The 20,875-nt window shown below is 49.2% G+C and carries 24 protein-coding genes and 1 tRNA gene; all 25 read left to right on the top strand.

All coding sequences use genetic code 11. The features are described 5' to 3' along the window. Window positions 1-580: 580 nt before the first annotated feature. The 25 genes from LLG09_05050 (at window position 581) to sigH (ending at window position 20,875) form a co-directional block, all read left to right on the top strand. Window positions 581-958: a hypothetical protein gene (locus LLG09_05050; protein MCE5196479.1), complete on the top strand. Its 378-nt coding sequence runs from the start codon at window positions 581-583 to the stop codon at window positions 956-958. A gap of 22 nt (window positions 959-980) precedes the next feature. Then, window positions 981-2,654 carry a GspE/PulE family protein gene (locus LLG09_05045; protein MCE5196478.1) on the top strand — a complete coding sequence of 558 codons (1,674 nt, stop codon included), beginning with the start codon at window positions 981-983 and terminating at the stop codon, window positions 2,652-2,654. A 140-nt stretch (window positions 2,655-2,794) separates the two neighbouring features. Beyond that, window positions 2,795-3,892, top strand: coding sequence for a type II secretion system F family protein (locus LLG09_05040; GenBank protein MCE5196477.1), 1,098 nt, complete (start codon window positions 2,795-2,797; stop codon window positions 3,890-3,892). A gap of 20 nt (window positions 3,893-3,912) precedes the next feature. Beyond that, a complete protein-coding gene (locus LLG09_05035) occupies window positions 3,913-4,290 on the top strand; it encodes a type II secretion system GspH family protein (GenBank protein MCE5196476.1) in 378 nt (125 codons plus the stop codon). Further along, window positions 4,287-4,667 (top strand): prepilin peptidase, encoded by a 381-nt coding sequence (locus LLG09_05030; GenBank protein ID MCE5196475.1) that lies wholly within the window; start codon window positions 4,287-4,289, stop codon window positions 4,665-4,667. Before LLG09_05035 ends, LLG09_05030 begins: the two co-directional genes overlap by 4 nt. Then, complete coding sequence (locus LLG09_05025) at window positions 4,664-5,746, top strand: hypothetical protein (protein ID MCE5196474.1); 1,083 nt, start codon at window positions 4,664-4,666, stop codon at window positions 5,744-5,746. The genes LLG09_05030 and LLG09_05025 overlap by 4 nt, the downstream gene beginning before the upstream one ends. Further along, window positions 5,743-6,144, top strand: coding sequence for a hypothetical protein (locus LLG09_05020; protein MCE5196473.1), 402 nt, complete (start codon window positions 5,743-5,745; stop codon window positions 6,142-6,144). The genes LLG09_05025 and LLG09_05020 overlap by 4 nt, the downstream gene beginning before the upstream one ends. Then, window positions 6,107-6,643 carry a prepilin-type N-terminal cleavage/methylation domain-containing protein gene (locus tag LLG09_05015; protein MCE5196472.1) on the top strand — a complete coding sequence of 179 codons (537 nt, stop codon included), beginning with the start codon at window positions 6,107-6,109 and terminating at the stop codon, window positions 6,641-6,643. Before LLG09_05020 ends, LLG09_05015 begins: the two co-directional genes overlap by 38 nt. A 4-nt stretch (window positions 6,644-6,647) precedes the next feature. Next, window positions 6,648-7,625: a hypothetical protein gene (locus LLG09_05010; GenBank protein ID MCE5196471.1), complete on the top strand. Its 978-nt coding sequence runs from the start codon at window positions 6,648-6,650 to the stop codon at window positions 7,623-7,625. Continuing rightward, on the top strand, window positions 7,622-8,170 hold the full coding sequence (locus tag LLG09_05005) for a PilN domain-containing protein (protein ID MCE5196470.1): 549 nt from the start codon (window positions 7,622-7,624) through the stop codon (window positions 8,168-8,170). The genes LLG09_05010 and LLG09_05005 overlap by 4 nt, the downstream gene beginning before the upstream one ends. Further along, window positions 8,167-8,811 carry a hypothetical protein gene (locus tag LLG09_05000; protein ID MCE5196469.1) on the top strand — a complete coding sequence of 215 codons (645 nt, stop codon included), beginning with the start codon at window positions 8,167-8,169 and terminating at the stop codon, window positions 8,809-8,811. Before LLG09_05005 ends, LLG09_05000 begins: the two co-directional genes overlap by 4 nt. Further along, the gene (locus LLG09_04995) at window positions 8,750-9,235 is read left to right on the top strand and encodes a prepilin-type N-terminal cleavage/methylation domain-containing protein (protein ID MCE5196468.1); all 486 of its coding nucleotides are present in this window, start codon (window positions 8,750-8,752) and stop codon (window positions 9,233-9,235) included. The genes LLG09_05000 and LLG09_04995 overlap by 62 nt, the downstream gene beginning before the upstream one ends. 117 nt (window positions 9,236-9,352) lie before the next feature. Beyond that, window positions 9,353-10,432, top strand: coding sequence for a Xaa-Pro peptidase family protein (locus LLG09_04990; protein ID MCE5196467.1), 1,080 nt, complete (start codon window positions 9,353-9,355; stop codon window positions 10,430-10,432). A gap of 33 nt (window positions 10,433-10,465) precedes the next feature. Continuing rightward, window positions 10,466-11,023: an elongation factor P gene (efp, locus tag LLG09_04985; GenBank protein ID MCE5196466.1), complete on the top strand. Its 558-nt coding sequence runs from the start codon at window positions 10,466-10,468 to the stop codon at window positions 11,021-11,023. A gap of 255 nt (window positions 11,024-11,278) precedes the next feature. Further along, on the top strand, window positions 11,279-11,737 hold the full coding sequence (gene nusB / locus LLG09_04980; GenBank protein ID MCE5196465.1) for a transcription antitermination factor NusB: 459 nt from the start codon (window positions 11,279-11,281) through the stop codon (window positions 11,735-11,737). Continuing rightward, window positions 11,730-12,695, top strand: a complete 966-nt coding sequence (locus LLG09_04975; protein MCE5196464.1) for an O-sialoglycoprotein endopeptidase — start codon at window positions 11,730-11,732, stop codon at window positions 12,693-12,695. The genes nusB and LLG09_04975 overlap by 8 nt, the downstream gene beginning before the upstream one ends. Window positions 12,696-12,709: 14 nt before the next feature. Continuing rightward, window positions 12,710-13,969 carry an exodeoxyribonuclease VII large subunit gene (gene xseA / locus LLG09_04970; GenBank protein ID MCE5196463.1) on the top strand — a complete coding sequence of 420 codons (1,260 nt, stop codon included), beginning with the start codon at window positions 12,710-12,712 and terminating at the stop codon, window positions 13,967-13,969. After that, window positions 13,938-14,201, top strand: coding sequence for an exodeoxyribonuclease VII small subunit (gene xseB, locus LLG09_04965; GenBank protein ID MCE5196462.1), 264 nt, complete (start codon window positions 13,938-13,940; stop codon window positions 14,199-14,201). The genes xseA and xseB overlap by 32 nt, the downstream gene beginning before the upstream one ends. Then, entirely contained in the window at window positions 14,182-15,066 is an 885-nt protein-coding gene (locus tag LLG09_04960; GenBank protein ID MCE5196461.1) for a polyprenyl synthetase family protein, read from the top strand. The genes xseB and LLG09_04960 overlap by 20 nt, the downstream gene beginning before the upstream one ends. Before the next feature lie 26 nt (window positions 15,067-15,092). Then, complete coding sequence (locus tag LLG09_04955) at window positions 15,093-15,533, top strand: divergent PAP2 family protein (GenBank protein ID MCE5196460.1); 441 nt, start codon at window positions 15,093-15,095, stop codon at window positions 15,531-15,533. A gap of 10 nt (window positions 15,534-15,543) precedes the next feature. After that, entirely contained in the window at window positions 15,544-17,433 is a 1,890-nt protein-coding gene (gene dxs, locus LLG09_04950) for a 1-deoxy-D-xylulose-5-phosphate synthase (GenBank protein ID MCE5196459.1), read from the top strand. A 15-nt stretch (window positions 17,434-17,448) separates the two neighbouring features. Beyond that, the gene (gene argR / locus LLG09_04945) at window positions 17,449-17,907 is read left to right on the top strand and encodes an arginine repressor (GenBank protein MCE5196458.1); all 459 of its coding nucleotides are present in this window, start codon (window positions 17,449-17,451) and stop codon (window positions 17,905-17,907) included. A 3-nt stretch (window positions 17,908-17,910) separates the two neighbouring features. Further along, on the top strand, window positions 17,911-19,629 hold the full coding sequence (gene recN, locus LLG09_04940) for a DNA repair protein RecN (protein MCE5196457.1): 1,719 nt from the start codon (window positions 17,911-17,913) through the stop codon (window positions 19,627-19,629). A gap of 153 nt (window positions 19,630-19,782) precedes the next feature. Then, a tRNA-Pro gene (locus LLG09_04935) sits at window positions 19,783-19,859 on the top strand. Window positions 19,860-20,233: 374 nt separating this feature from the next. Beyond that, on the top strand, window positions 20,234-20,875 hold the full coding sequence (sigH, locus tag LLG09_04930) for an RNA polymerase sporulation sigma factor SigH (protein MCE5196456.1): 642 nt from the start codon (window positions 20,234-20,236) through the stop codon (window positions 20,873-20,875).

The following is a 20,875-nucleotide window of genomic DNA, read 5'->3' as shown; positions in this document are numbered from 1 at the left end:
CAGATTGCAGGGCGGGTACTCTCTGGGTGAAAAGGCTTTTCCAACGGTAAGGAAGCAAGGTTACCGCACCAACAGCAGCCAAATGCAGGCTGAGTCCGCCAGGAGGCCGTTTTGCGCGCGGAAGAGAGTGGAACGAGAAATCTTGCAGGGCAGATTGCTTTTTCGCGGAGATTCTGTATAATGGACTTTGTTGTATCGTTCGCAGCAAGGGGCGATTCAAAACTTGCTTTGGCCTGCACTACCGCAGACAGTGCCCGGCCAAAGACAGTCCGCTGCAAGGTTCTCAACTCAGCGGCGTTTGTGGAAGCCGTCGAATCTTCTGAACAATGGTTTACTTACGTATCTAGGGTAATGCCGGTTGAGCGGAACGCCTGGAAAGACCGGAGTTCAGTAACCTGCGTTCCCTTACTTGCAAAAAAAATAAATAAAAATATATAACAATTTAATCCCAAAGATGGAAGGAAGAGGAGGGGGGAATGCCGAAATAGAAATTATTCCGAATGTAATTCCACAAATTTGCAGCACGTGCCAAGAGTCTGCTTCGTATAGAGTGAAGCATCAATTGAAAGGATGGAATCGCATGGACGCAATCACACAAATTTCTATTATGCTGGTAGGTTCTATCGGCATTAACCTTTTGTTTCGGAAATACGTTAAGCCAATGACTTCTTGGATTTATTGGTTTGGCGGCATGTTCCTTTCCACCTTGCTGGTGAATATTGTCAGCACCTATCTGGTTGAGAAAGCCTGGATCAATGCCGCCTGGGGGCCGGTGGCGGTTCAAACACTGGCCATTGGCGTCATGCTGTTGTTCATGCCCAGGGAACCCGGTAAATTCAGCCGGATCGGCGATCGGCAGGCAGATAAAAAAGAAGATAAAAAGCCGAAAGTGAATCAGAAAACCGAGGGGAAAAGCAGCGACCTACCTCTGAAAAAAGTAAAAAAGCCAAAAATCTAAATTGCCGACAGGAGGGAAGAGTATGTTTTCAATCGATACTCTTTTCTCTTTTTTATTGACCCGCTACCCGCTGACCGAACAGTTTCATCAGGATTTAATCGATACGCAGAAGCAGGGCCGTTCCGTTACGCAGTATCTGCTGCAGGCGCTGAAACTGAAAGAAGAAGACCTCAAACAACTCTACAGCCAGAGTCTGCATCTGGAAATGTTTTATTTTCGCGATTTTCTTGCCGATGAGAAACTGGCACGCTGGATTGATGCGGATATGGCGGCAAAATGGATTTGTTTGCCGCTTGCTTTGCAAGGTAATGTTCTGAAAATCGCGGTTGATGATCCATTCAATTTACAGATTTTTCAGACGATCCAATTTAGTTACAATCTGCAGGTATCGGCGATTTTAATTGCCCGCCAGGATTGGCAGCGAATCTATCAGCAGTTATATCAGCAGGCTGCACCGGCGTTGCTTTTTGAGCGAAACGCTGAAAGTCAAGCATCGACTGCCGCTTTTTCAACAGCCGATTCAGAACAGGATGAATTGACAGCTATTTTTTTGGCTGCCGTCAACGAACGGGCAACCGATATTCATTTTGAACCATTGGAAAAGGGACTGCGCATTCGTTTTCGGGTTGACGGGGAACTGCATATCCATCGTCTCTATGCCGAGCAATATAAATATATTTTTCTTTCCAGGTTAAAATTATGGGCCGGGTTGAATATTGCAGAACGCAGGCTGCCGCAGGATGGGCAGTTTAGCCGATTCATTCATATGGAAGAAATTGATATGCGCCTTTCCACTTTACCTTTAATTCATGGTGAAAAGGCAGTTGTGCGGCTCCTGCGGCGAGAGTTCCTCTCCAGTAATTTTCAGCAGCTCGGCATGTCGGCTCAGGTGACAGTCACCTTTCAGAAATTAATCCGGGCCGCTCACGGCATCATTCTGGTTTGCGGGCCCACTGCTTGTGGGAAGACAACAACTCTTTACACTACCCTGCAGCAGCTGGATCGTGAAAAAAACAACATTGTCAGCATTGAGGATCCGGTAGAATATCGCCTGGCCGGCATCAATCAGGTACAAGTCAATCCGAAAATTGAATTTGGGTTCGCCCGCGGTCTGCGGTCTGTCTTGCGTCAAGATCCCAATATTATCTTGGTCGGAGAAATCAGAGACACAGAGACGGCGGAGGCTGCCCTGCAAGCTGCTTTAACCGGTCATTTGGTCTTCAGCACCCTGCACACCAACGATGCGCCGGGAGCCATTACCCGGCTGTTGGAAATGGGATTGGAGCCATATCTGATCGCTTCCACAGTGATCGGCATCTTATCGCAGCGCTTGGTTCGTTTGGCATGTCCATATTGTTCTGTCTTTACAGCTGCTGAAAGCAGTGCCTATGCCCATCTGCTGCCAGCGGGCAGGGAACTGCCCCCGAGATTGATTCAGGAAGCGACCGGCTGCAGCAAGTGTAGCGGCACAGGTTATATCGGCCGGACCGGTGTATTTGAATTGCTGGCTTATACGGATGAATTACGGGCATTGACGCTGAGGAAAGCGGATATCACAACCTTGAGAGCAGCTTCCCGCCGAGCCGGCATGTTGCCGATTTATCTGGATGCTTTGGAAAAGTGTTTTCATGGTGAGACAACACTGACGGAAGTATACAAGCTGCTGCCGCAGACGAATCAAAGTAAATCAAAGTAAGAGAAGGTGAGGAGACGCTGGAATTATTCTGTTATCGTATTATCCTTCCGGATGGAACAGCACAGGAAGGGACACTGTGGGCCGATTCGCAAAAGACCGCTGCCGGGCAGCTGCGGCAGGAACGAAATTATCTCGTCCGGGTGAATCCGGCCAAGACCTGGCGGAAATGGCTTGCTCATTGGCAGCGAAGCCATTCTTTCACGCTTTATGAGCTGCATGTATTCGCCAATCAGTTGGCTCATTTGTTGTCGGCGGGTGTGACTTTGCGGGATGCTCTGATCATTTTCAATGAGGAAGCCAGGCGGCAGGATCAGCGTTCTTTTTATACCAGTCTGATCGCAGCTTTGGACAGAGGCAACAGCTTATCGCAAGCCTTGCAGCATTGGGTTCCCGGCGTACCGCAATTCTTCGTCAGTTCGCTGAAAGCGGGAGAGCGAAGCGGTCAGTGGGAGAGTGTTTTTCGACAACTGGCGGCTTATTATTTACTGGAAGACGAAATGAGACGCAAAGTAGAAAACGCTTTGCTTTATCCGGTTGTTTTACTGACAGTAGCAATTGCAGTCTGTATTTTTCTCATCTCCTTCGTAATCCCAAGCTTACTTGCCTTCTCGTCAGCGACACCGGAAACATTGCCTTTGGCCACACGGCTGCTGTTGCGGACCTCTGGTTTTTTGCAAACCTTTTGGCCTTTGCTTTTACTGCTGCTTCTGCTTTTTGCTTTAACCCTTCGTTACTTCTGGGGTCGGGCGAGCTTTCGCTGCAGAACGGAAGCAATGCTCTATCATTTGCCTCTCTTGGGAGCTCTTGTCTGTAAACAGGAGTGGAGTCATTTTTCGCGCACGCTGGCTCTGTTATTGGACAGCGGCAACGAAATGCTTTCTTCATTGGAATTGGCTGCGGCAGTAATGGGATCGCTGCTGCTGCGGCAAGGAATTGCCGCTGCGAGTCAGCAGGTGCGCTTGGGTCAATCTCTCAGCGCCGGTTTGGCATCGTTTCCTTATCTCCCGCCAGGTTTCATCTCACTGCTGCGTGTAGGAGAGAACGGCGGCGGTTTAGCGCCATTGCTGCAGGAAGCGGCTGCTTATTACGATTTGGAAATCCGGATGACCTCTGAAAAGATCAGCCGCCTGATCGAACCAATTTTGATTCTGATCATTTCTCTTTTTGTGGGCTGGATTGCCGTCTCGATTTTACTGCCGATGCTGAATCAGTGGCAAGGAATCGGTCTGATTGGATAAAGAAAGAAAGAAGGGTGGTTATGAAAGAAAAGCGAGGACGAAAGTCCGGATTTACCTTGGTTGAGATTCTCGTTGTTTTAGGAATTCTAGCGCTGCTCTGCACTTTGGCTGTGCCAAGAGTGCTTGCTACTTATCAGGAGGCGCGCATCACGAAAGCAGAATTGGATGCGTATCAGGTTATCGCCGCGATGGAACGGGCTATGCTCATCGATGAATTGAAAGGGATCAGCCATGTGCTGCCGGAAAATGGGCCTCTTGATCAGGCTGACTTTGCCGCCTACCAGGTGGAGGTGAAAGACCTGAGCCTGACTTATATCCTTGACAAAAGTTCGAAACCCAAACAAATCATCATCAAAGATGGAGAAACTGAAATAAGCAGGGTGAATTTTACAGAATGAATACCGTCTACTTTCCTTTTTTACCTTTCTATATCGTATTGGCTGCCTGTATCGGTTCTTTTCTCAACATGCTGGTCTGGCGTTTGCCGCGTCACGAATCGTTGATGGGTCGGTCGCATTGCTGCGACTGCGGTCATCTCCTGGCACCGCTGGATTTGATTCCGGTGTTTAGCTGGTTGTTTCTCAAGGGGCGCTGTCGTTATTGCCGGCAGCCGATCGCAGCGCGCTATTTCTGGCTGGAGGTCTGTTGCATTGCGGCGTGGACGTTCTGCTGGTTTTTATCAGCAACCCCTTTGGCTTTGCTGATCTCAACTTGTCTGATCACGTTGGCTTTGTTTTTTGCGGTTCTATTTTTGGAACAAAAGAGGCTGCGATGAGCAGATTCATTGCGCCGTCTAAGCAAAAACGCGGCGGCATTCTTACTCTGACTTTGCTTTCTTGCAGTTTGCTGATTTTTCTTGCCGTCACAGTTTTCGGTTACGACCGCATGCAAATCTGGCTAGCCCGCAACCAACACGACGAAACTTTTGCTCTTTACAATGCCCAAAGTGCCTGGGAGTGGGCGATGATGACCGTCAGGCAAAACTGTCAAGCCAAAGGCTGGAGCGGTGCGGCAAGCATCGTGACAGAATTCAGTCTGAACGAGGGCAGCTGTCAGGCGGAATTAAATTATAATCCGGGCAGCCGAGAATTGGTTATTGATACCATCGGGCAGTATCGGCAAACTTACTACCGATTGCACGGTGTTTTATTGCTTGCTGCCACCGAGGTTAAGCGGCCGGTTGCCTGGGTGACAGATCCTGTCACAGGCAGCGGTTCTTTTTTTGCTTCCGACACGGCACTGCAGGAAGGTGTGATTCTGACAACCGACACAGCGACAATCGAAGTTAACCTGGCGGCAGCTTATCCGCCCCTGTTCCACCGCGTGCAGCGGAAAACAGAAATCGAACCGTCAGAAGTTTTGTTTCAGCCGATTTTAGCGGCGGCGGGCATCTCCGGCATGGCAGAGGCGTTAGCGGAAGAAAATCAGCTGCTGACCTATTTTGTTCCAACGCAGAATGGCCTGCAAGCCAAGCAATTACTCTATATCGCAAACGAGCAGGAATTTCACTTAGAGCAGCCGTCGGACACCCTGCTGGCTGCAGATAACCTGCTGCTTGATCTGACTGCGGCAGGCGCAGAGATTAATCTGCCTTCTCTGTATTGCCTGCGCTCGCTGACCATATTGGCGCGCCCGGAACAGATCATTCACTGCACCGGTTTTCTCTATGCCGACCAGCTGATTCTGCAGCAGGCGAATCTCAGCGCAGCACCCGATGCGAATGTCCTGGCGGAATTGCTTTATTGGTTCAATTTAAGCGGAATAAAAACCGATCAAGTCTTGTTTTGGCAAAATATTGTTTATTGCACGGAATATCGGCATATTTTTTCCGCGCTGGCAGCTGAATCAAGATGAAACAGAAAAAGCATAAAAAAGGGATCGCCCTCTTGGAGGCAATCCTGTCACTGGCGCTGGTTGGTTTCTTGCTGATACCGATCTTCCTTTTGAACAATCAGAGCAATCAGGATTTGAGAACCGCTTTCAGCACGGAGCAGACAGACAGGATCCTACGGTCTGCTTTGGAAGAATTCTACGCTTTTTCCGCTGCATCCGTCTTGCAGCAAATCGATGCTTCCCCGCAACATCAACTGATTGAAACAGAAATTACCGCTACGGCAGCATACCGCAAAATTTGGCAAATCCTGGAGGTTGAGGCGGACGGAAATTTAGTAACCCTGCGGCTGCGTGTGGCTCAGATCGGAGGCGTTCAAGAAGATGCGGAAACCTCGCTCGATTTTTTCTACTCGCCCTAAACACGGTTTTACACTGGTGGAACTACTTTTGGCTTTGGCAATCGCGGCGATGCTCTTCATCACGTTGGCAGATGCGGAAAACAGCAGCCTGCGGCTCTGGCGGCAGGAGAGCCTGAGCAACGAGGCGGAGCAACAAGCCGATGCCGCGCTGAAACGTGTTGCCCATTATGCTTCCTTTGCGCAAAGCGCGGAAATTCTGCCGCCAACCGGGCAGTCGAGCCCAATCTTGCGCATGTCCTATTGGGACAGCACGGATCAGCAGAACAAAGCGGTTGATTTTTATCTGAACCAGACTGCGCAGATTTTCTATGAAGAAATTCGTACCGCTTCCACATCCGGAAAAATCCAGGCTGCGCTTTATTTGGAAGAGTTCAGCGCGTATCTGGTAAGCCGTCATGGCAGGCAATTATTGCGGGTGGTTTTTACTGCCGCAACGGAACGTCCCTTCCGGGCAGAGCAATCCTTCTACCTGCGGAATTGTCTTAAAAGAACGAGGTGAAACCATGAAAAATCTAGATTTTTCGCGTAATCTACTGCAGTTTGGTCTCGATTTGGGAGGGACCAAGCAATATGGCGTTTTGCGGGAGATAAGGCGAAAACAGGGTGCCTGCCTTCGTTCCTTTTCTACTGCCTTCAATCTATGGGAAGACAGCGATTGCCTGCCCGCTCTTTGCCGGCAGCTTGATCAGCTTGATCCGGGCAGACAGGCAACGATTTCTCTTTGCTGCACGGGTTATCCGATCAGGCTGAAAGAATTGCCGCCGATGCCTTATATGAAAAACAGCGATCTGAAAAGAGTCGCAGCCAACGAAGTCGAACAATATTTCGGTTGGACTGCAGAAGAATGTCTTTGCGATTTTGCGGTTTATCCGACCAAAGAAAAGCAAAGGAAAGCAGACAAGCAAATTCAACTGGTCGTTTATGCGCTGCCCAAAGAGCCGATTTCCGCTTTGTTGCTGCGCCTGCATGCCTCCGGCAGGCAGCTGCAAACGCTGGATCTACGTGCAAACACCCTCTATGGCTGTTTGGTAATACCTGCAAAGGCGACTGTTTATCAGGCGATTTTGGATTTTTCCTGTGCTGCGATCGAATGGAGTATTTTTCGTGACGGTATTCTGCGCAGACAGCATAATCTGACCGCTGCTGTCAACCGGACCGATCCGCAGCCGGTTGTTTTTTCGCAGCTCCTGCAGGATGCGGCAGCCTTTTTAAACTTTTATCGAAGCGAAACGAAGAATATCCTGCTGAGTGAACTCTATCTGCTGCTGCCGCAGGACTGGGAAGATCAATTTGCAGCGATAACGACAGAATTACGCCAATTGCTGCCCGACGGCAATGCTGTGCGCGTGATATCACTGGCGGCGCTTTTTCGGGAACGTTTTGCTCAAACGAAAGGTTTGCTCTGCCCCGAATGGAACTCCGCTGCGATTGCAGCCTATGGCTTACTGCTGAAATCTTCGGAACGGGGGGAAGTGCGATGAGAATCAATTTTCTGCCGCAGTCTTTGCGCCGTCAGCCGGAACACTCCCGGCGGGTTTGCTTGTTGATTTGTTTGATCGCCGCTGCGCTTTGTTTTCTCTTGGGCAGCGGCCTTCTGCTGCGACAAGAAAGCAAAAAGCTGCAGCAACAAACAGAACTGCTGCTGCAGAGCACCCCGCGCCAGGAACTCAGCGTTTTGATCGCAGAACGCGACCGGCTGCAGCAAGAGTTTGCAGTTCATGCGGCGCAGGCAGACGTTTCTGCAGACCGGCATGCGTTGCCGCTGCTTGCGCAGATTATGCAATTGCTGCCATCGGCAGTGATCTTGCAGCGGGTTGATTATTTCGAGAATGAAATTGAACTGTCCGGCAGCAGCAGACAGTTGCAGGAGATTACGCTCTTGCTGCAAAACATGGAACGACAGTCGTTTTACGCTGTCTGCAACTTCACAAAACTGCAGAGAAACAGTGACGATTTCAGTCCGGCCAGCCAAATTTGGGAATTTACATTGCGTCTGGGTTTGGCGAAAAACAGGGACGCGTCATGAGCACGAATCCGCTTAAGCCGCTTCTTTTATCCAGGCGCGAACGTTCTTTGCTCGGATTGTTTTTCCTTCTGCTCTGTTTGATTCTGCTGGAGCATTTCTATCTGCCGATCCTGGATGAATATCGTGTCTGCAGGGACTTATACCAAAAGGCGCTGACCGCCGCAGAATCAGGACTCGATCAAGAGCAAGCAGCGGAACCATTGAATTCGGAAATTAAGCAGCTGCGGGAAGCTTTGTCAAGATCGGAGCTCTGGACAGACACAGCTTTTTCCGGCGCGGCATTCCTGCAATTTTTCTCGGATCAGGCGGAAGAAAGCGGCGTGGTGATCCGGCTGATTGAATTAAGCGATCCCGCTGCTTCGGATTCTGGTCAGGCCAAACCTGAAATTGCTTTTCATTTGGAAATCGTCGGCAGCTATGGGCAGACAATGCGGTTTCTGCGGCGCTGGTACGCTTATGACCGTTTAATTATTTCGGACAGCTGGAGCATCTCCCAATCAGAGACTGGGGCAGAAAAGGAGCCGCTGCTTCAGTTTGAATCGGAAGGTAAAATTCTGCTGGATCAGGGAGGCTTAGCCGATGCGGATACAGAAGCTTTTTTCTCGGAATTATCCAAACCGAATCCCTTTGCGCAGCGCTAAAAAAGGTTATACGCTGATTGAATTGATGCTCGTCCTGGCGCTGCTCGCCATGCTGCTGGGTTTGGCCATGCCAAATTATCAACGGCTGACGGCGACCCTGCATCTGCAAAGCACGGCAAATGAAATCGCAGCGCAAATCCGTCAGACCAGGCTGATCGCTCTCAAAGAAAATAGCAGTATCCGCATCCTCTGTTCAACAGGCAGCGATGGACGGCAGCGGCTTGCCAGATATCGGGGAGTTTTTGTGCTCAAGCCTGCTTACCCAATACGCAGCGATGTGACGGTCAGCAAGCTTGATTTTACTTTTCTTGCCAATGGCAATATCAATATGGGTGGCAGTATCACGCTGCGCAACCGCCTGGGTGAGACGCTGCAAATTGTCATTCAGCCGGTGACCGGACGGGTTGTGATCAGAGAAAGTTGATTCTCCACATAATCTGACAATCTTCCTGCTTTACTATCTTAATTTTCCGGTTGAAGCCCAAGCAAGAATATGGTAAAATTAGCTTTGATTTGAAAACTGCAGAGAAGGAGGATCATTATGAGCTTTTTATCGCAGCTGCGGCAAGCGATGCAGCGGGATGGTTATGAAGCGGTTCTCGTTACTCACCCGGAAAACCGCGCATACCTGAGCAACTTTAACGGTACATCCGGCTGGCTGCTGATCACGGCGGAACACAGCTTTCTGATCACGGACTTTCGGTATTATGAGCAAGCAGCGCTGCAGGCGCCGGATTTTGAGTTGATTCGTCAAAATGAATCACTGGAAAACACTGTAAAAGAATTATTGCTGCAGGAAAAGATCGCTCAGGTTGGTTTTGAACAAGAAAACCTAACCTATGCACAGGCAACCTCTATGATCAAACAAAACCCGCAGTCTGTTTTTATTCCACTCACCGGTTATATCGAAAATCTTCGTATGGTGAAAACGGCAGATGAGTTGGCTAAAATGCAGACTGCCACTGATATCAGTGAACAAACCTTTTTGCACCTGCTTGCTTACCTGCATGCCGGACTCTCAGAACGCGAAGTTGCTTTGGAAATGGAACGCTTTATGCGGGAGCAGGGAGCCGATGGTTTAGCTTTTGAGATCATAGCTGCTTCCGGCCCGCGGTCTTCCTTGCCGCATGGTCAGCCGACCGATCGGATCTTGCAAAACGGCGATTTCCTGACATTGGATTTTGGCGCCAAATATCAAGGTTATTGTTCCGATATGACGCGCACCGTGCTAATCGGAACCGCCAGCCGGGAGCAGGAAAAAATCTATCAGATCGTTCTGGATGCCCACATGCAGACATTGGCTGCCGTACAACCCGGTCTGATGGGCAAAGAGCTCGATCAGATTGCCCGTTCTGTGATTACAAAAGCAGGCTATGGAGATTATTTCGGTCACGGTTTGGGTCATGGCGTTGGCAGAAATGTGCATGAAGCACCCAGCTGCGGCAAAACAGGCAATGTTGTTTTACAGGCGGGACATGTGATTACGATTGAACCGGGGATTTATATTCCTCAATGGGGTGGGGTTCGTATTGAAGACATGGTAATGGTGACCAATACAGGATACCGGAATTTCAACCACACCAGCAAGGCCTTGATTTGTCTTTCGGATTCAACAGACTGATAATAAACCAATTAGGAAGCGGAGGAGAAGCCAATGATCAGTACAAACGATTTAAGAAATGGTGTAACCGTAGAAATTGATGGCAGTGTATGGTCTGTTGTGGAGTTTCAGCACGTGAAGCCGGGAAAAGGCGCTGCCTTTGTACGGACAAAAATGAAAAACGTCAAAACAGGCGCCGTACAGGAGAAAACGTTTAATGCCGGGGAAAAATTGAACAAAGCCAGAATCGATACGCATGAAATGCAATATCTCTATGCCTCCGGTGATTTTTATACCTTTATGGATACCACCACTTACGAACAGATGGAACTGACAGCCGAGCAAATTGGCGATGGCATCAAGTATTTAATCGAAAATATGAATTTGATGGTTCAAATTTATGACGGGACGGTTATTGGTGTGGAAATGCCGAATATTGTCGAGCTGAAGATTGCAGAGTGTGAACCCGGTGTCAAAGGCGATACCGCTACCGGCGGCAGCAAACCGGCTAAATTGGAAACCGGTGCTGCGGTGCGGGTTCCCTTCTTTATCAACGAGGGGGATAAAATTCGCATAGATACTCGTACCGGCGAGTATCTTTCCAGAGTATAACAGCTGCTGTTTTCCTGAAACTGACGGTCATCGTTTGCAACGGTGACCGTTTTTCTGTCGAAATCAATCCGACAGGCGCCGCAGCTTCCTGTTTTCCCTGGCTTAAAAAATCTGTATCTTTATGCATATTCAGAAGATATTTGAAAAATCGAGTTGGATTCAGTTGCTTTCCAAAATGGAATTTGCTATAATAAATTATTAATGACCGCCGCAGCCACAAAATTCTGCTATGGCGGCGTTTAAGGAGAGTGTTTTATGTCCAGACGTGTTGCCCGTGAAACAGCGGTGAAGACCTTGTTCCAAAGAGAATTTCATGATATTTCGCCGGAAGAAGCTTTACCATTAGCCTTAGAAGATGCGGCTGAACTGACCGAGAACGATCTGATTTTCGCTCATCAACTGATCGACGGTGTCATTGCGCATCAGTCTCAGCTGGATGATACCTTGAATGAATTTGCGGTAGATTGGAAAATGGACCGTATCGCAAAACTGGAACGTTCTATTCTGCGCTTTGCTTTGTTTGAGCTGATGTTTATGGATGATGTACCGGTCGGTGTGACGGTGAATGAGGCAATTGAAATTACTAAAATTTATAGTACGCAGGAGGCTTCCCGTTTCATTAACGGTATTCTGGGCAATGTGATTCAGCATATGCAAGTATTGCAGAACAAGCCCGGGGAAGAAACAAAACCTGACGGAGCAGAAAATGAATGAATGGGTTTTGGGGATTGATACCAGCAACTATACAACTTCTTTGGCTGCTGTTACTTTGGATCATCAGTTGCTGCATCAGCAAAGACAATTACTTTCCGTGGCCATGGGTGAACGTGGATTGCGGCAATCGGAAGCGGTCTTTGCTCATTTGCGCAGTATCAGCCAGCAGTTTTTGCAGTTGGAAAGGCCGGATTATCCGCCGGTTGCCATTGGTGTCAGCAATCAGCCGCGCTCACTGCCCGGTTCCTATATGCCTGTCTTTTTGGTGGGTAATCAATTCGCCGCTGTCTTGAGTCAGATGCTGAAGATTCCGCTCTACACCTACAGTCATCAGGAAGGACACATCAAAGCCGGTTTATTCAGTGCCGGTGAACCTGACCTGCCGCAATTTCTGTCGGTGCATCTTTCCGGCGGAACGACCGAACTTCTGCTGGTAAAGCAAGAGGAGCATCACTTCAGGGAAACAATTCTTGCCGCGACTGACGATATCAGCGCCGGACAGCTGATCGATCGGATTGGAGTCGCCATGGGGCTTCCGTTTCCGGCCGGACCTGCCCTGGAGAAACTGGCGCAAACCTCCCATGAAAACCTGAGCGTTATTCCGGCCGCTTATCATCAGGGCAAACTCAGCTTTTCCGGTGCGGAAAGCCAGGCGATGCGCCTGCTGCAGTCTGCGGCAGAACCTGCCGAAATCGCCCGCGCCGTTGAAAACTGCGTGGTGAAATCTCTGGAGAAAATGATCCGCAGCGCGATCGAAACAACAAAAATCAAAGATGTCCTGCTGGTGGGCGGCGTCACGGCGAATCGTTATCTGCGGGATCGGCTGCGTCATAAACTGGAACATCCTGCTGTCAGTGCGCATCTTTATTTTGCATCACCGGAATTGAGCAGCGATAATGCCGTTGGCATCGCTTTTTTGGCGGCAGAGGCGTTTTCGACCGGCGGCTTACGGGAATAAGGAAGGAGAATGGCATGGAAGCAAGAGAACACCTCACTGTTTCACAGCTGAATCAATTTGTGAAGTCTCTGCTCGATGAGGTTCCGATTCTGCAAGATATTTGGGTGGAAGGTGAAATTTCCAATTTTAAATTGCAGAATTCCGGTCATCTGTATTTTTCGTTAAAAGACGCTCAGTCCAGCATCCGCTGCGTGATGTTCAGTAGCAGAGCACGCTTGCTGCGCTTCCGACCGGATAACGCCATGAAAGTCCTTCTGCGCGGATCTGTTTCATTGTATGAAAGAGACGGTCAATATCAGCTCTACGCCACCCAGATGGAACCGTTGTGCATGGGTTCTCTGGCACTGGCTTTGGAACAAAGGAAGCAGCGGTTGACTGCGGAGGGTTTATTTGACGCAAATCGAAAAAAACCTTTGCCCTTCTTGCCCAAACGGGTCGGCGTTGTCACATCCCCTACCGGCGCCGCTTTTCGCGATGTTGTCAACGTGATCACGCGGCGCTGCCCCGGAGTCAATATTTTATTGGCACCGGTTTTAGTGCAAGGACCCGGTGCCGCGGAGCAAATCGCGGCAGCGATTCAGCTTTTTAATCACCGGCAATTAGCCGATGTTTTGATTGTCGGACGCGGTGGCGGTTCTCTGGAAGAATTATGGGCTTTCAATGAGGAAGTGGTGGCACGCGCCATCGCGGCATCGCAAATTCCCATCGTTTCCGCAGTCGGACACGAAACGGATTTTACCCTAGCCGATTTTGCCGCTGACTTGCGCGCCCCTACTCCTTCGGCAGCGGCGGAATTGGTCGTGCCGGAGTTGGCCGGTTTAAGAGACGAAGTAGCGGACTTCAACCGGCGTTTGCAGTCCGCCGTCAACAGCATCTTCCGGCAAAAGCAGGAAAAACTGCTGTTTTATCAAAATAAACTGGAACCGGAACTCTTTCTCGGCTGGCTGCGCAGAAAACAAGATGCCCTGCGTGGCCCCAGCCAACGTTTACAGCACGCCATGCTGGTTTTTCTGGCTCAGAAAAATTCTCGCTTTGCCCTGCTGAATGGGAAACTGGATGCCTTGAGCCCTTTACGCATTCTTTCACGCGGCTACACCATGTGTCAGCATGAAGGCAGCCGGACGGTGATTTCTTCTCTGACGCAAATTGTGTTGGGTGATGAGATTCGGATTCATTTTTCCGACGGCAGCGCTGTCGCACGGATTTTGGAAATGGATGAACCATTGACGGGAGGTAGCAAACATGACAAAGAAAAAGGAACAGCTGACTTTTGAGGAGGCATTGCAGCAATTGGAAAACATAGTCCGCCAATTGGAAACCGGTAACCTCTCACTGGAGGAAGCAATGAAATGCTTTGAAGAAGGGGTGAAATTGTCTCGTTTTTGTCAGAATGATCTGAATTCAGCCCAGCAAAAAATCGAAAAAATTACAGTGAATGAACAGGGTGAAGTGGTGCTGCAGCCTTTTGCCTTAACAGGTGAGAATCATGATCCCCAAATCGTTTGAAACAATGCTGGCGGAGATTGAGCTTACCTTGCAGCGGGCTTTTCAGAACACGCCGGCTGATCTGCAGCCGATTGATGCGGCAATGTCCTATAGTCTGCTCTCGGGCGGCAAACGCTTGCGGGCGCTGATTCCTCTTTTGGTGCTTGATACCTATGGTTATGATTGGCATCGGGCGATTTATCCAGCCTGCGCTTTGGAATGTATACATACTTATTCTTTGGTTCACGATGACTTGCCCTGTATGGACAACGACGATCTGCGTCGGGGCAAGCCGACCAATCACAAAGTTTTCGGGGATGCGCTGGCGTTGCTGGCCGGAGACGGACTTTTGACCGAGGCATTTCAGATTTTGGCGTTTGGGGCACAGCAAAGCGCTTACGATGCTGCGACCGCCTTACGTCTGGTGCGGCTTTTTGCCTGTTCGGCCGGGCGGTATGGCATGATCGGCGGTCAAGTTTTGGATATGCAGTCTTCCAAGCTCCGGCAAGCGGCAGATCTGCGCCGGATGCATGAATTGAAGACCGGTGCACTCCTAAAGACAGCGTTCCTGACCGGCGCCATCCTGGCGCAAGCCGATGCGGCCGAGGAAAAACTATGGCAGGAGTTAGGCAATCATTTTGGCTTATTTTTTCAAATCCAGGATGATATTTTAGATATGACCGGTGAGGAAGCTCTCCTGGGTAAGCCGATTGGCAGCGATTTGAAAAACGATAAATTTACTTATGTCAGCTGCTTTGGGCTGATTCAGGCGCAAAGCCTGTGTGAAAAAGAATATGAGAAGCTGCTGCTGCTGTTGCAGGCGCTGCCTGTCAGGCAGCAGCCGCTTTTGCTGTTATTTGAATGGCTGCACCGGAGGCAGACCTAATTTTATGAAAATATGTGGTGAATGAAATGAACGTTTGGCATCAGCTGTTAACAAATCGTTATATCGTCGCTGCTTTCATCGGGAGTATCCTGGCTCAAGTTTTGAAAGTTTTTGTTTACTTTTTATTGGATCACCGTTGGAATTGGCGGTTAGCTTCCAAGTCCGGTGGTATGCCAAGTTCTCACACGGCAGCGGTAGTTGCTTTAACGACCACGATCGGACGATATCAAGGGGTTGACAGCGTTCTGTTTGCTGTCTCCACCGTGTTCTCGATTGTTGTGATGTATGATGCCTCCGGTGTGCGGCGCGCCGCCGGAGATCAGGCGAAACTGCTTAATTCCATTATCTATACAATCCCGGATCTGCAGGATCTGCAGATCAAGCAATTGAAAGAAATTCTTGGTCACACGCCAATTGAAGTTCTTGCAGGCGGTATTTTGGGAATCATCATTGGATTTTTGGTATGAGGTCACAACTATGAAATATAAACTGCTGCCCACAATCTCACCCAGAAAAATGAAAATGCTCAGCACGAGCGATCTGAACCTGCTGGCAAAAGAAATCAGAAATTATCTTTTAGAAACCGTCAGTAAAACCGGCGGCCATCTGGCTTCCAATTTGGGTGTCGTCGAACTGACGATTGCGCTGCATAAAGCATTCCAATCGCCAACCGACAAAATCATTTGGGATGTCGGACATCAAAGCTATGTGCATAAACTGCTGACCGGGCGTTATGCTGACTTTCCCACTCTGCGGCAATTCGGTGGTCTCAGCGGATATCCCAAACGTTCGGAGAGCGTCCATGACATCTTCAATGCCGGTCACAGTTCCACTTCAATTTCGGCCGCTCTGGGAATCGCTTTGGCCCGCGATGTCCAAAAAAAGGACTTTCAGGTAGTCGCTGTGATCGGGGACGGTTCCATGACCGGCGGTATGGCCTGGGAGGCGATGAATCACGCCGGCCGAAATCATACGAAGCTGATTGTGATTCTGAACGACAATGAAATGTCAATTGCACAGAATGTAGGCGCTTTATCGGAATATCTGAACAATATCCGCACCGCGCCGCGTTATTACCGCACGAAGGATGATGCCAAACGAATTTTGGAACGGATTCCCGCAATCGGCCAGCCGGCAATTGAATTGATCGACCGTGTCAAGGAATCGGTCAAGCAATTTTTCGTTCCCGGTATGCTGTTTGAAGAAATGGGTTTTACTTATCTGGGACCAATCAACGGTCATCACATCGGTCAGTTGCTGGAAGCCATGGAATTAGCCAAACGCTCGGAGTCGCCTGTTTTGCTGCATGTGATCACAACCAAAGGCAAAGGCTATCCGCCGGCGGAAAAATCACCGCGGCGTTTTCATGGCACCGGACCCTTCGACCTGGTCAGCGGCAGGAATACTGTGCCTGCCAAACCGGGATTTACCGATGCTTTTGCCCTGAGTCTGCTGGAAGTTGCGGAAGAAGATGCCAGTGTGGTGGCAATCACAGCAGCGATGCCGGATGGAACCGGTTTGAGTAGCTTTGCCGAACGCTATCCAACTCGATTTTTTGATGTTGCGATTGCGGAACAGCATGCCGTGACTTTTGCCGCCGGTCTGGCTGTGCAGGGATTAAAGCCGATCGTCGCTATTTATTCCACCTTTTTGCAGCGTGCCTTCGATCAAATCATTGAAGATGTTGCCATGCAGAATCTGCCCGTTGTCTTGGTGCTGGACCGTGCCGGTTTGGTGGGGGAGGATGGCGAGACTCATCATGGTGTCTTTGATTTATCCTATCTGCGTCTGATCCCGAACATGACGCTGCTGGTTGCGCTCAAACCATCGGATCTGACGGCAATGCTGCGCTACGCTTTACAGCTGCACGCACCGGTCGCCCTGCGGTTCCCGAAGGGCGCTTTTGACAAGGAAGCCGCAGCAGAAGCGGAGCACCCTTTATTACCGGCAGAAGTCGCTCTGCCGCAGGTATTCATCGCCGCAGAGAAGAAATTGGTTATCGCCTGCGGACCGATCACTTTCACGGCCGAAGCCGCTTTACGGAACTTAAAACAAGAGGATGGTCAGCGGATCGGTTTAATCAATCTGCGTATGATCAAACCACTGCCGACAGAGCCGCTCTTAACCTTGCTCTTTGCAGCGACAGAAATCGCCGTCGTGGAAGATAACACAACCTGCGGCGGTTTTGGTTCGGCAATCCTGGAATTCTGTCAGGCAAATCATATTTATCCAAAATGCAGGCTCTTTGGCATTCCGGATCGTTTCATCCAACAGGGAAGCACCGAGCAGCTCTATCAATCCTTACAACTGGATGCAGACAGTTTAGCGCAGTGTTTCAAAGTGTTCTTTCAAACAGAGCAGGAATAAATGGAGGTGGCTTCAATGAAAGGAAAACGACTCACACTGATCAGACAAATAGTTAAAACCATTTCTGTTGAGACTCAGGAGGAACTGGTTGATCTGCTGCGTGAAAAGCATGGGATGGTCGTGACACAGGCGACGATCAGCCGTGATATCAAAGAAATTGGTTTACTGAAGGTCACAATGGACAACGGACATTCCCGCTATGCCTTACCGGGTGTTGCCGGTCAAATTACACCCCCTCTGGAAAAGGTGAAACGAGCCTTGCTGGATAACCTGGTTTCCATCGATTACGCCGGCAATATGATCATTCTGAGAACAATGCCGGGCAATGCCCATAGCATCGCCGCCCTTTTTGACGCTATGGGTTGGGAAAATGTAGTGGGAACCTTGGCCGGCGACGATACCATTCTGGTAATTATGCGCCTGCCGGAACAGATTGAACCTTTTATCGCGCGCATCTATGAAATCATGGAGTAAAAAATGCTGCAAAAATTGATCATACAAAATTTTGCCCTGATCGAAGAGCTGGAGCTGGATCTTGCCGAAGGTTTAACCGTTTTTACCGGAGAGACAGGAGCCGGCAAATCGATTCTATTTGATGCCATTGCCTTTCTGCTGGGTTCCCGCGGCGACAGCGGGGCCATCCGCACCGGCAAGACAAAAATGACTGTGACCGGTTATTTTACGGTCAGCGCAGGCAGCCGCCTGGCTGTCATTTTGCGGGAGCAGGATCTGGAGGATGACGACGGTGATCTGCTCAGCATTTGGCGTGAACTGAATGACAAAGGCAAAGGTCAAATTCGCATCAATGGCAAGCCGGCCAGCCTGAATATTCTGCGCCAATTATCGGATTTTCTGATTGAAATCAACGGTCAGCATGGTTATCAGCAATTATTTAATCCAAAAAATCACCTGATCTTTCTCGACCAGACCGGTGATCATGAGCACCGCCTGCTTCTGCAGCAATACAGGCAGGTGTACCGTCAATGGCGGGACAATCTGCATCAGCTGCAGACACTGCAAAACGGGGAACGTGAGAGTTTACAGATGAAAGAGCTCTGGCTGTATCAGCAAAATGAAATTGCGATAGCCAAGCTGCAGCCGGAGGAAGAAGAAAGCCTCTTTCAGGAAAGAAGACGCCTGCAGCATGCTCAGCGCAATCGCGCGGGTTTCGAAAAGATCTACGGACTGTTGCAGGAAGATAAACCCGGGTGCTATGCTGCAATTTCCGCTCTGCGCATTGCCATGCGCGAATTGGAATCTATTTTACAATCCGATCGTACGCTGCAAAGCAGCAGCGAACAGTTGGCCTCCTGTTTTTATTTGCTGCAGGAAATTGCCGCGGAAATTGAGCAATATAAAGATGCTTTGGAAGACGATCCTCAGCGTTTGGAAGCAACGGAAGGACGCTTGAGCCAAATTGCTCAGCTGAAACGCAAGTATGGCAACTCGATTGCCGATATTTTAACGTATGAGCAAACGATCTGCCAACGCTTAAGCGAAGCGGACAAAAACGCAGAGAAAATAGAAAAATATCGTGCCGAACTGGAAACGAATCGCGGACAGCTGACAAAACTGGCGGCAGACCTGAATCTTTCCCGGCAGCGTCTGGCCGATCAATTAAGCCGTTCCGTCATGGTCCAACTGGCTGATCTCTCCATGCCGAAGTGCCGCTTTGTTGTTCAATTCATACGCGAAACGGAAGCCGATGATCAAGTCCGTTTTAGCGCGGAGGGCAGCGAAGGCTGCGAATTCATGATTTCCACGAACCTTGGCGAGCCGCTCAAACCCTTGCTGAAAATCGCATCCGGGGGTGAACTGTCCCGTATTATGCTGGCACTGCGCTGTGTGATGCTGAACGAGGAGATTCCCCTTGTGATTTTTGACGAGATCGATACCGGTATCAGCGGTGAGACGGTGCAAAAAGTAGCTGAGAAGCTCGCCCGTTTGGCCCGAAATTATCAACTGCTCTTAGTGACCCATCAGCCGGTGGTTGCCGCAATGGCGGATCAGCACATCCTGATCCGGAAAGAAGAAGCTGATAACCGTACCTATACTATTTTGAAAACCTTAAGCAATGCTGAAGTTCTCCGGGAGCTGACACGCTTAATGGCAGGAGATCCGGAGAATGCTTCCGCGCAAAACTTGGCGCAGGATTTGATCAACCGAGCTAAAAACTGGAAACGCATCCTGACATAATGGAATATTCCAAGCAAAAAAACGTCGTCTTTCTAAATTATGGCAATAAAACGATCAGACCCGCTCGTTTTCCAGGGAAATCCTACGAAACTCTTTGCAAATTGCACTTGCTTTTTTCGCTTCAGTTCGGTATAATAACGTTGTTCTTTTCAACGGGCTGTAGCGCAGTTTGGTAGCGCGCTTGAATGGGGTTCAAGAGGCCCCGCGTTCGAATCGCGGCAGCCCGACCAGATGTTAAGAGGAAGCAGAGTCGATAGACTTCGCTTCCTTTTTTGTTGACCGGCAGGTTCTGACAAGTTGTACTTCTCTTTTCCCCCGACAGGCCGCAACAGAAAATTCAGAAAAAATCAGCCGTGAATTCTGGTTTTTGGCTGCTTTCTTCCTTGACTTTGACGGGCAGATCGGGTATATTATAGAAGTGATTTGGAAAACTTGAAATCGTTGCTTTGGAACCGCCGGGACAGCGGTTTTTCTTTTTAGTCGACATTCCTCTGCTGAATACCTTTCTATTTAAATGTAACATTATGTTAAATAGTGTCGTTTACTTGACTTCTTAAGCCTTTCTCTTTATGATAAGCAAAAGGGTACGAATGGAGGATACGCTATGTTTGCACACCTTTCTCAAAATCAGGTTTTAAAAACGATGAAGGATGAAGAAGTCGTTCTATTGGCACAACAAGGTCAGGAATATGCCTCCGAATATCTGCTGCATAAATACAGGCATATCATTCGCAGTAAAGCCAAACCCTATTTCCTCACCGGAGCGGATCAAGAAGATATTTTGCAGGAAGGCTGGATTGGTTTACATAAGGCAATTCGCGATTTCCAATATGAAAAAGGGATTCCGTTTAAGCATTTTGCCGAATTATGCGTTTCACGTCAGATTATTACGGCTGTAAAAACATCAACCCGCTTAAAACACTCACCCCTGAATTCCTATATTTCTTTGAACAAACCCGTTTATGATGACGGAACCGACCGTACGTTGATCGATATGATTCCCAGTACGCGGATGACCGACCCGGAAGAAGTTGTGATGAATCGGGAAGAGTTGACCTCCATCAAGAACCAGCTGATGGATACCCTCAGTAAGTTTGAATACAATGTTTTCTTGCTTTATTTAAAAAAGGCTTCCTATCAGGAAATTGCGCATCAACTCAAAACCTCCACCAAAGCGGTAGACAATGCGCTCTGCCGGATCAAACGCAAAATCGGCTTAAAGATGAAACCGTCCGTATCCGATTAA

The sequence above is a fragment of the Negativicutes bacterium genome (assembly GCA_021372785.1).
GTDB lineage: Bacteria > Bacillota > JAAYKD01 > JAAYKD01 > JAAYKD01 > JAJFTT01.
The sequence above is the reverse complement of the archived record's forward strand: the minus strand, read 5'-3'. Positions and strand labels throughout refer to the sequence as shown.

Bases quoted from the DNA above. Each gene is read 5' to 3' on its own strand.
- LLG09_05050 (MCE5196479.1), top strand. From the start codon at position 581: ATGGACGCAATCACACAAATTTCTATTATGCTGGTAGGTTCTATCGGC.
- LLG09_05045 (MCE5196478.1), top strand. From the start codon at position 981: ATGTTTTCAATCGATACTCTTTTCTCTTTTTTATTGACCCGCTACCCG.
- LLG09_05035 (MCE5196476.1), top strand. From the start codon at position 3,913: ATGAAAGAAAAGCGAGGACGAAAGTCCGGATTTACCTTGGTTGAGATT.
- LLG09_05030 (MCE5196475.1), top strand. From the start codon at position 4,287: ATGAATACCGTCTACTTTCCTTTTTTACCTTTCTATATCGTATTGGCT.
- LLG09_05025 (MCE5196474.1), top strand. From the start codon at position 4,664: ATGAGCAGATTCATTGCGCCGTCTAAGCAAAAACGCGGCGGCATTCTT.
- LLG09_05020 (MCE5196473.1), top strand. From the start codon at position 5,743: ATGAAACAGAAAAAGCATAAAAAAGGGATCGCCCTCTTGGAGGCAATC.
- LLG09_05015 (MCE5196472.1), top strand. From the start codon at position 6,107: ATGCGGAAACCTCGCTCGATTTTTTCTACTCGCCCTAAACACGGTTTT.
- LLG09_05010 (MCE5196471.1), top strand. From the start codon at position 6,648: ATGAAAAATCTAGATTTTTCGCGTAATCTACTGCAGTTTGGTCTCGAT.
- LLG09_05005 (MCE5196470.1), top strand. From the start codon at position 7,622: ATGAGAATCAATTTTCTGCCGCAGTCTTTGCGCCGTCAGCCGGAACAC.
- LLG09_05000 (MCE5196469.1), top strand. From the start codon at position 8,167: ATGAGCACGAATCCGCTTAAGCCGCTTCTTTTATCCAGGCGCGAACGT.
- LLG09_04995 (MCE5196468.1), top strand. From the start codon at position 8,750: ATGCGGATACAGAAGCTTTTTTCTCGGAATTATCCAAACCGAATCCCT.
- LLG09_04990 (MCE5196467.1), top strand. From the start codon at position 9,353: ATGAGCTTTTTATCGCAGCTGCGGCAAGCGATGCAGCGGGATGGTTAT.
- efp (MCE5196466.1), top strand. From the start codon at position 10,466: ATGATCAGTACAAACGATTTAAGAAATGGTGTAACCGTAGAAATTGAT.
- nusB (MCE5196465.1), top strand. From the start codon at position 11,279: ATGTCCAGACGTGTTGCCCGTGAAACAGCGGTGAAGACCTTGTTCCAA.
- LLG09_04975 (MCE5196464.1), top strand. From the start codon at position 11,730: ATGAATGAATGGGTTTTGGGGATTGATACCAGCAACTATACAACTTCT.
- xseA (MCE5196463.1), top strand. From the start codon at position 12,710: ATGGAAGCAAGAGAACACCTCACTGTTTCACAGCTGAATCAATTTGTG.
- xseB (MCE5196462.1), top strand. From the start codon at position 13,938: ATGACAAAGAAAAAGGAACAGCTGACTTTTGAGGAGGCATTGCAGCAA.
- LLG09_04960 (MCE5196461.1), top strand. From the start codon at position 14,182: ATGATCCCCAAATCGTTTGAAACAATGCTGGCGGAGATTGAGCTTACC.
- LLG09_04955 (MCE5196460.1), top strand. From the start codon at position 15,093: ATGAACGTTTGGCATCAGCTGTTAACAAATCGTTATATCGTCGCTGCT.
- dxs (MCE5196459.1), top strand. From the start codon at position 15,544: ATGAAATATAAACTGCTGCCCACAATCTCACCCAGAAAAATGAAAATG.
- argR (MCE5196458.1), top strand. From the start codon at position 17,449: ATGAAAGGAAAACGACTCACACTGATCAGACAAATAGTTAAAACCATT.
- recN (MCE5196457.1), top strand. From the start codon at position 17,911: ATGCTGCAAAAATTGATCATACAAAATTTTGCCCTGATCGAAGAGCTG.
- sigH (MCE5196456.1), top strand. From the start codon at position 20,234: ATGTTTGCACACCTTTCTCAAAATCAGGTTTTAAAAACGATGAAGGAT.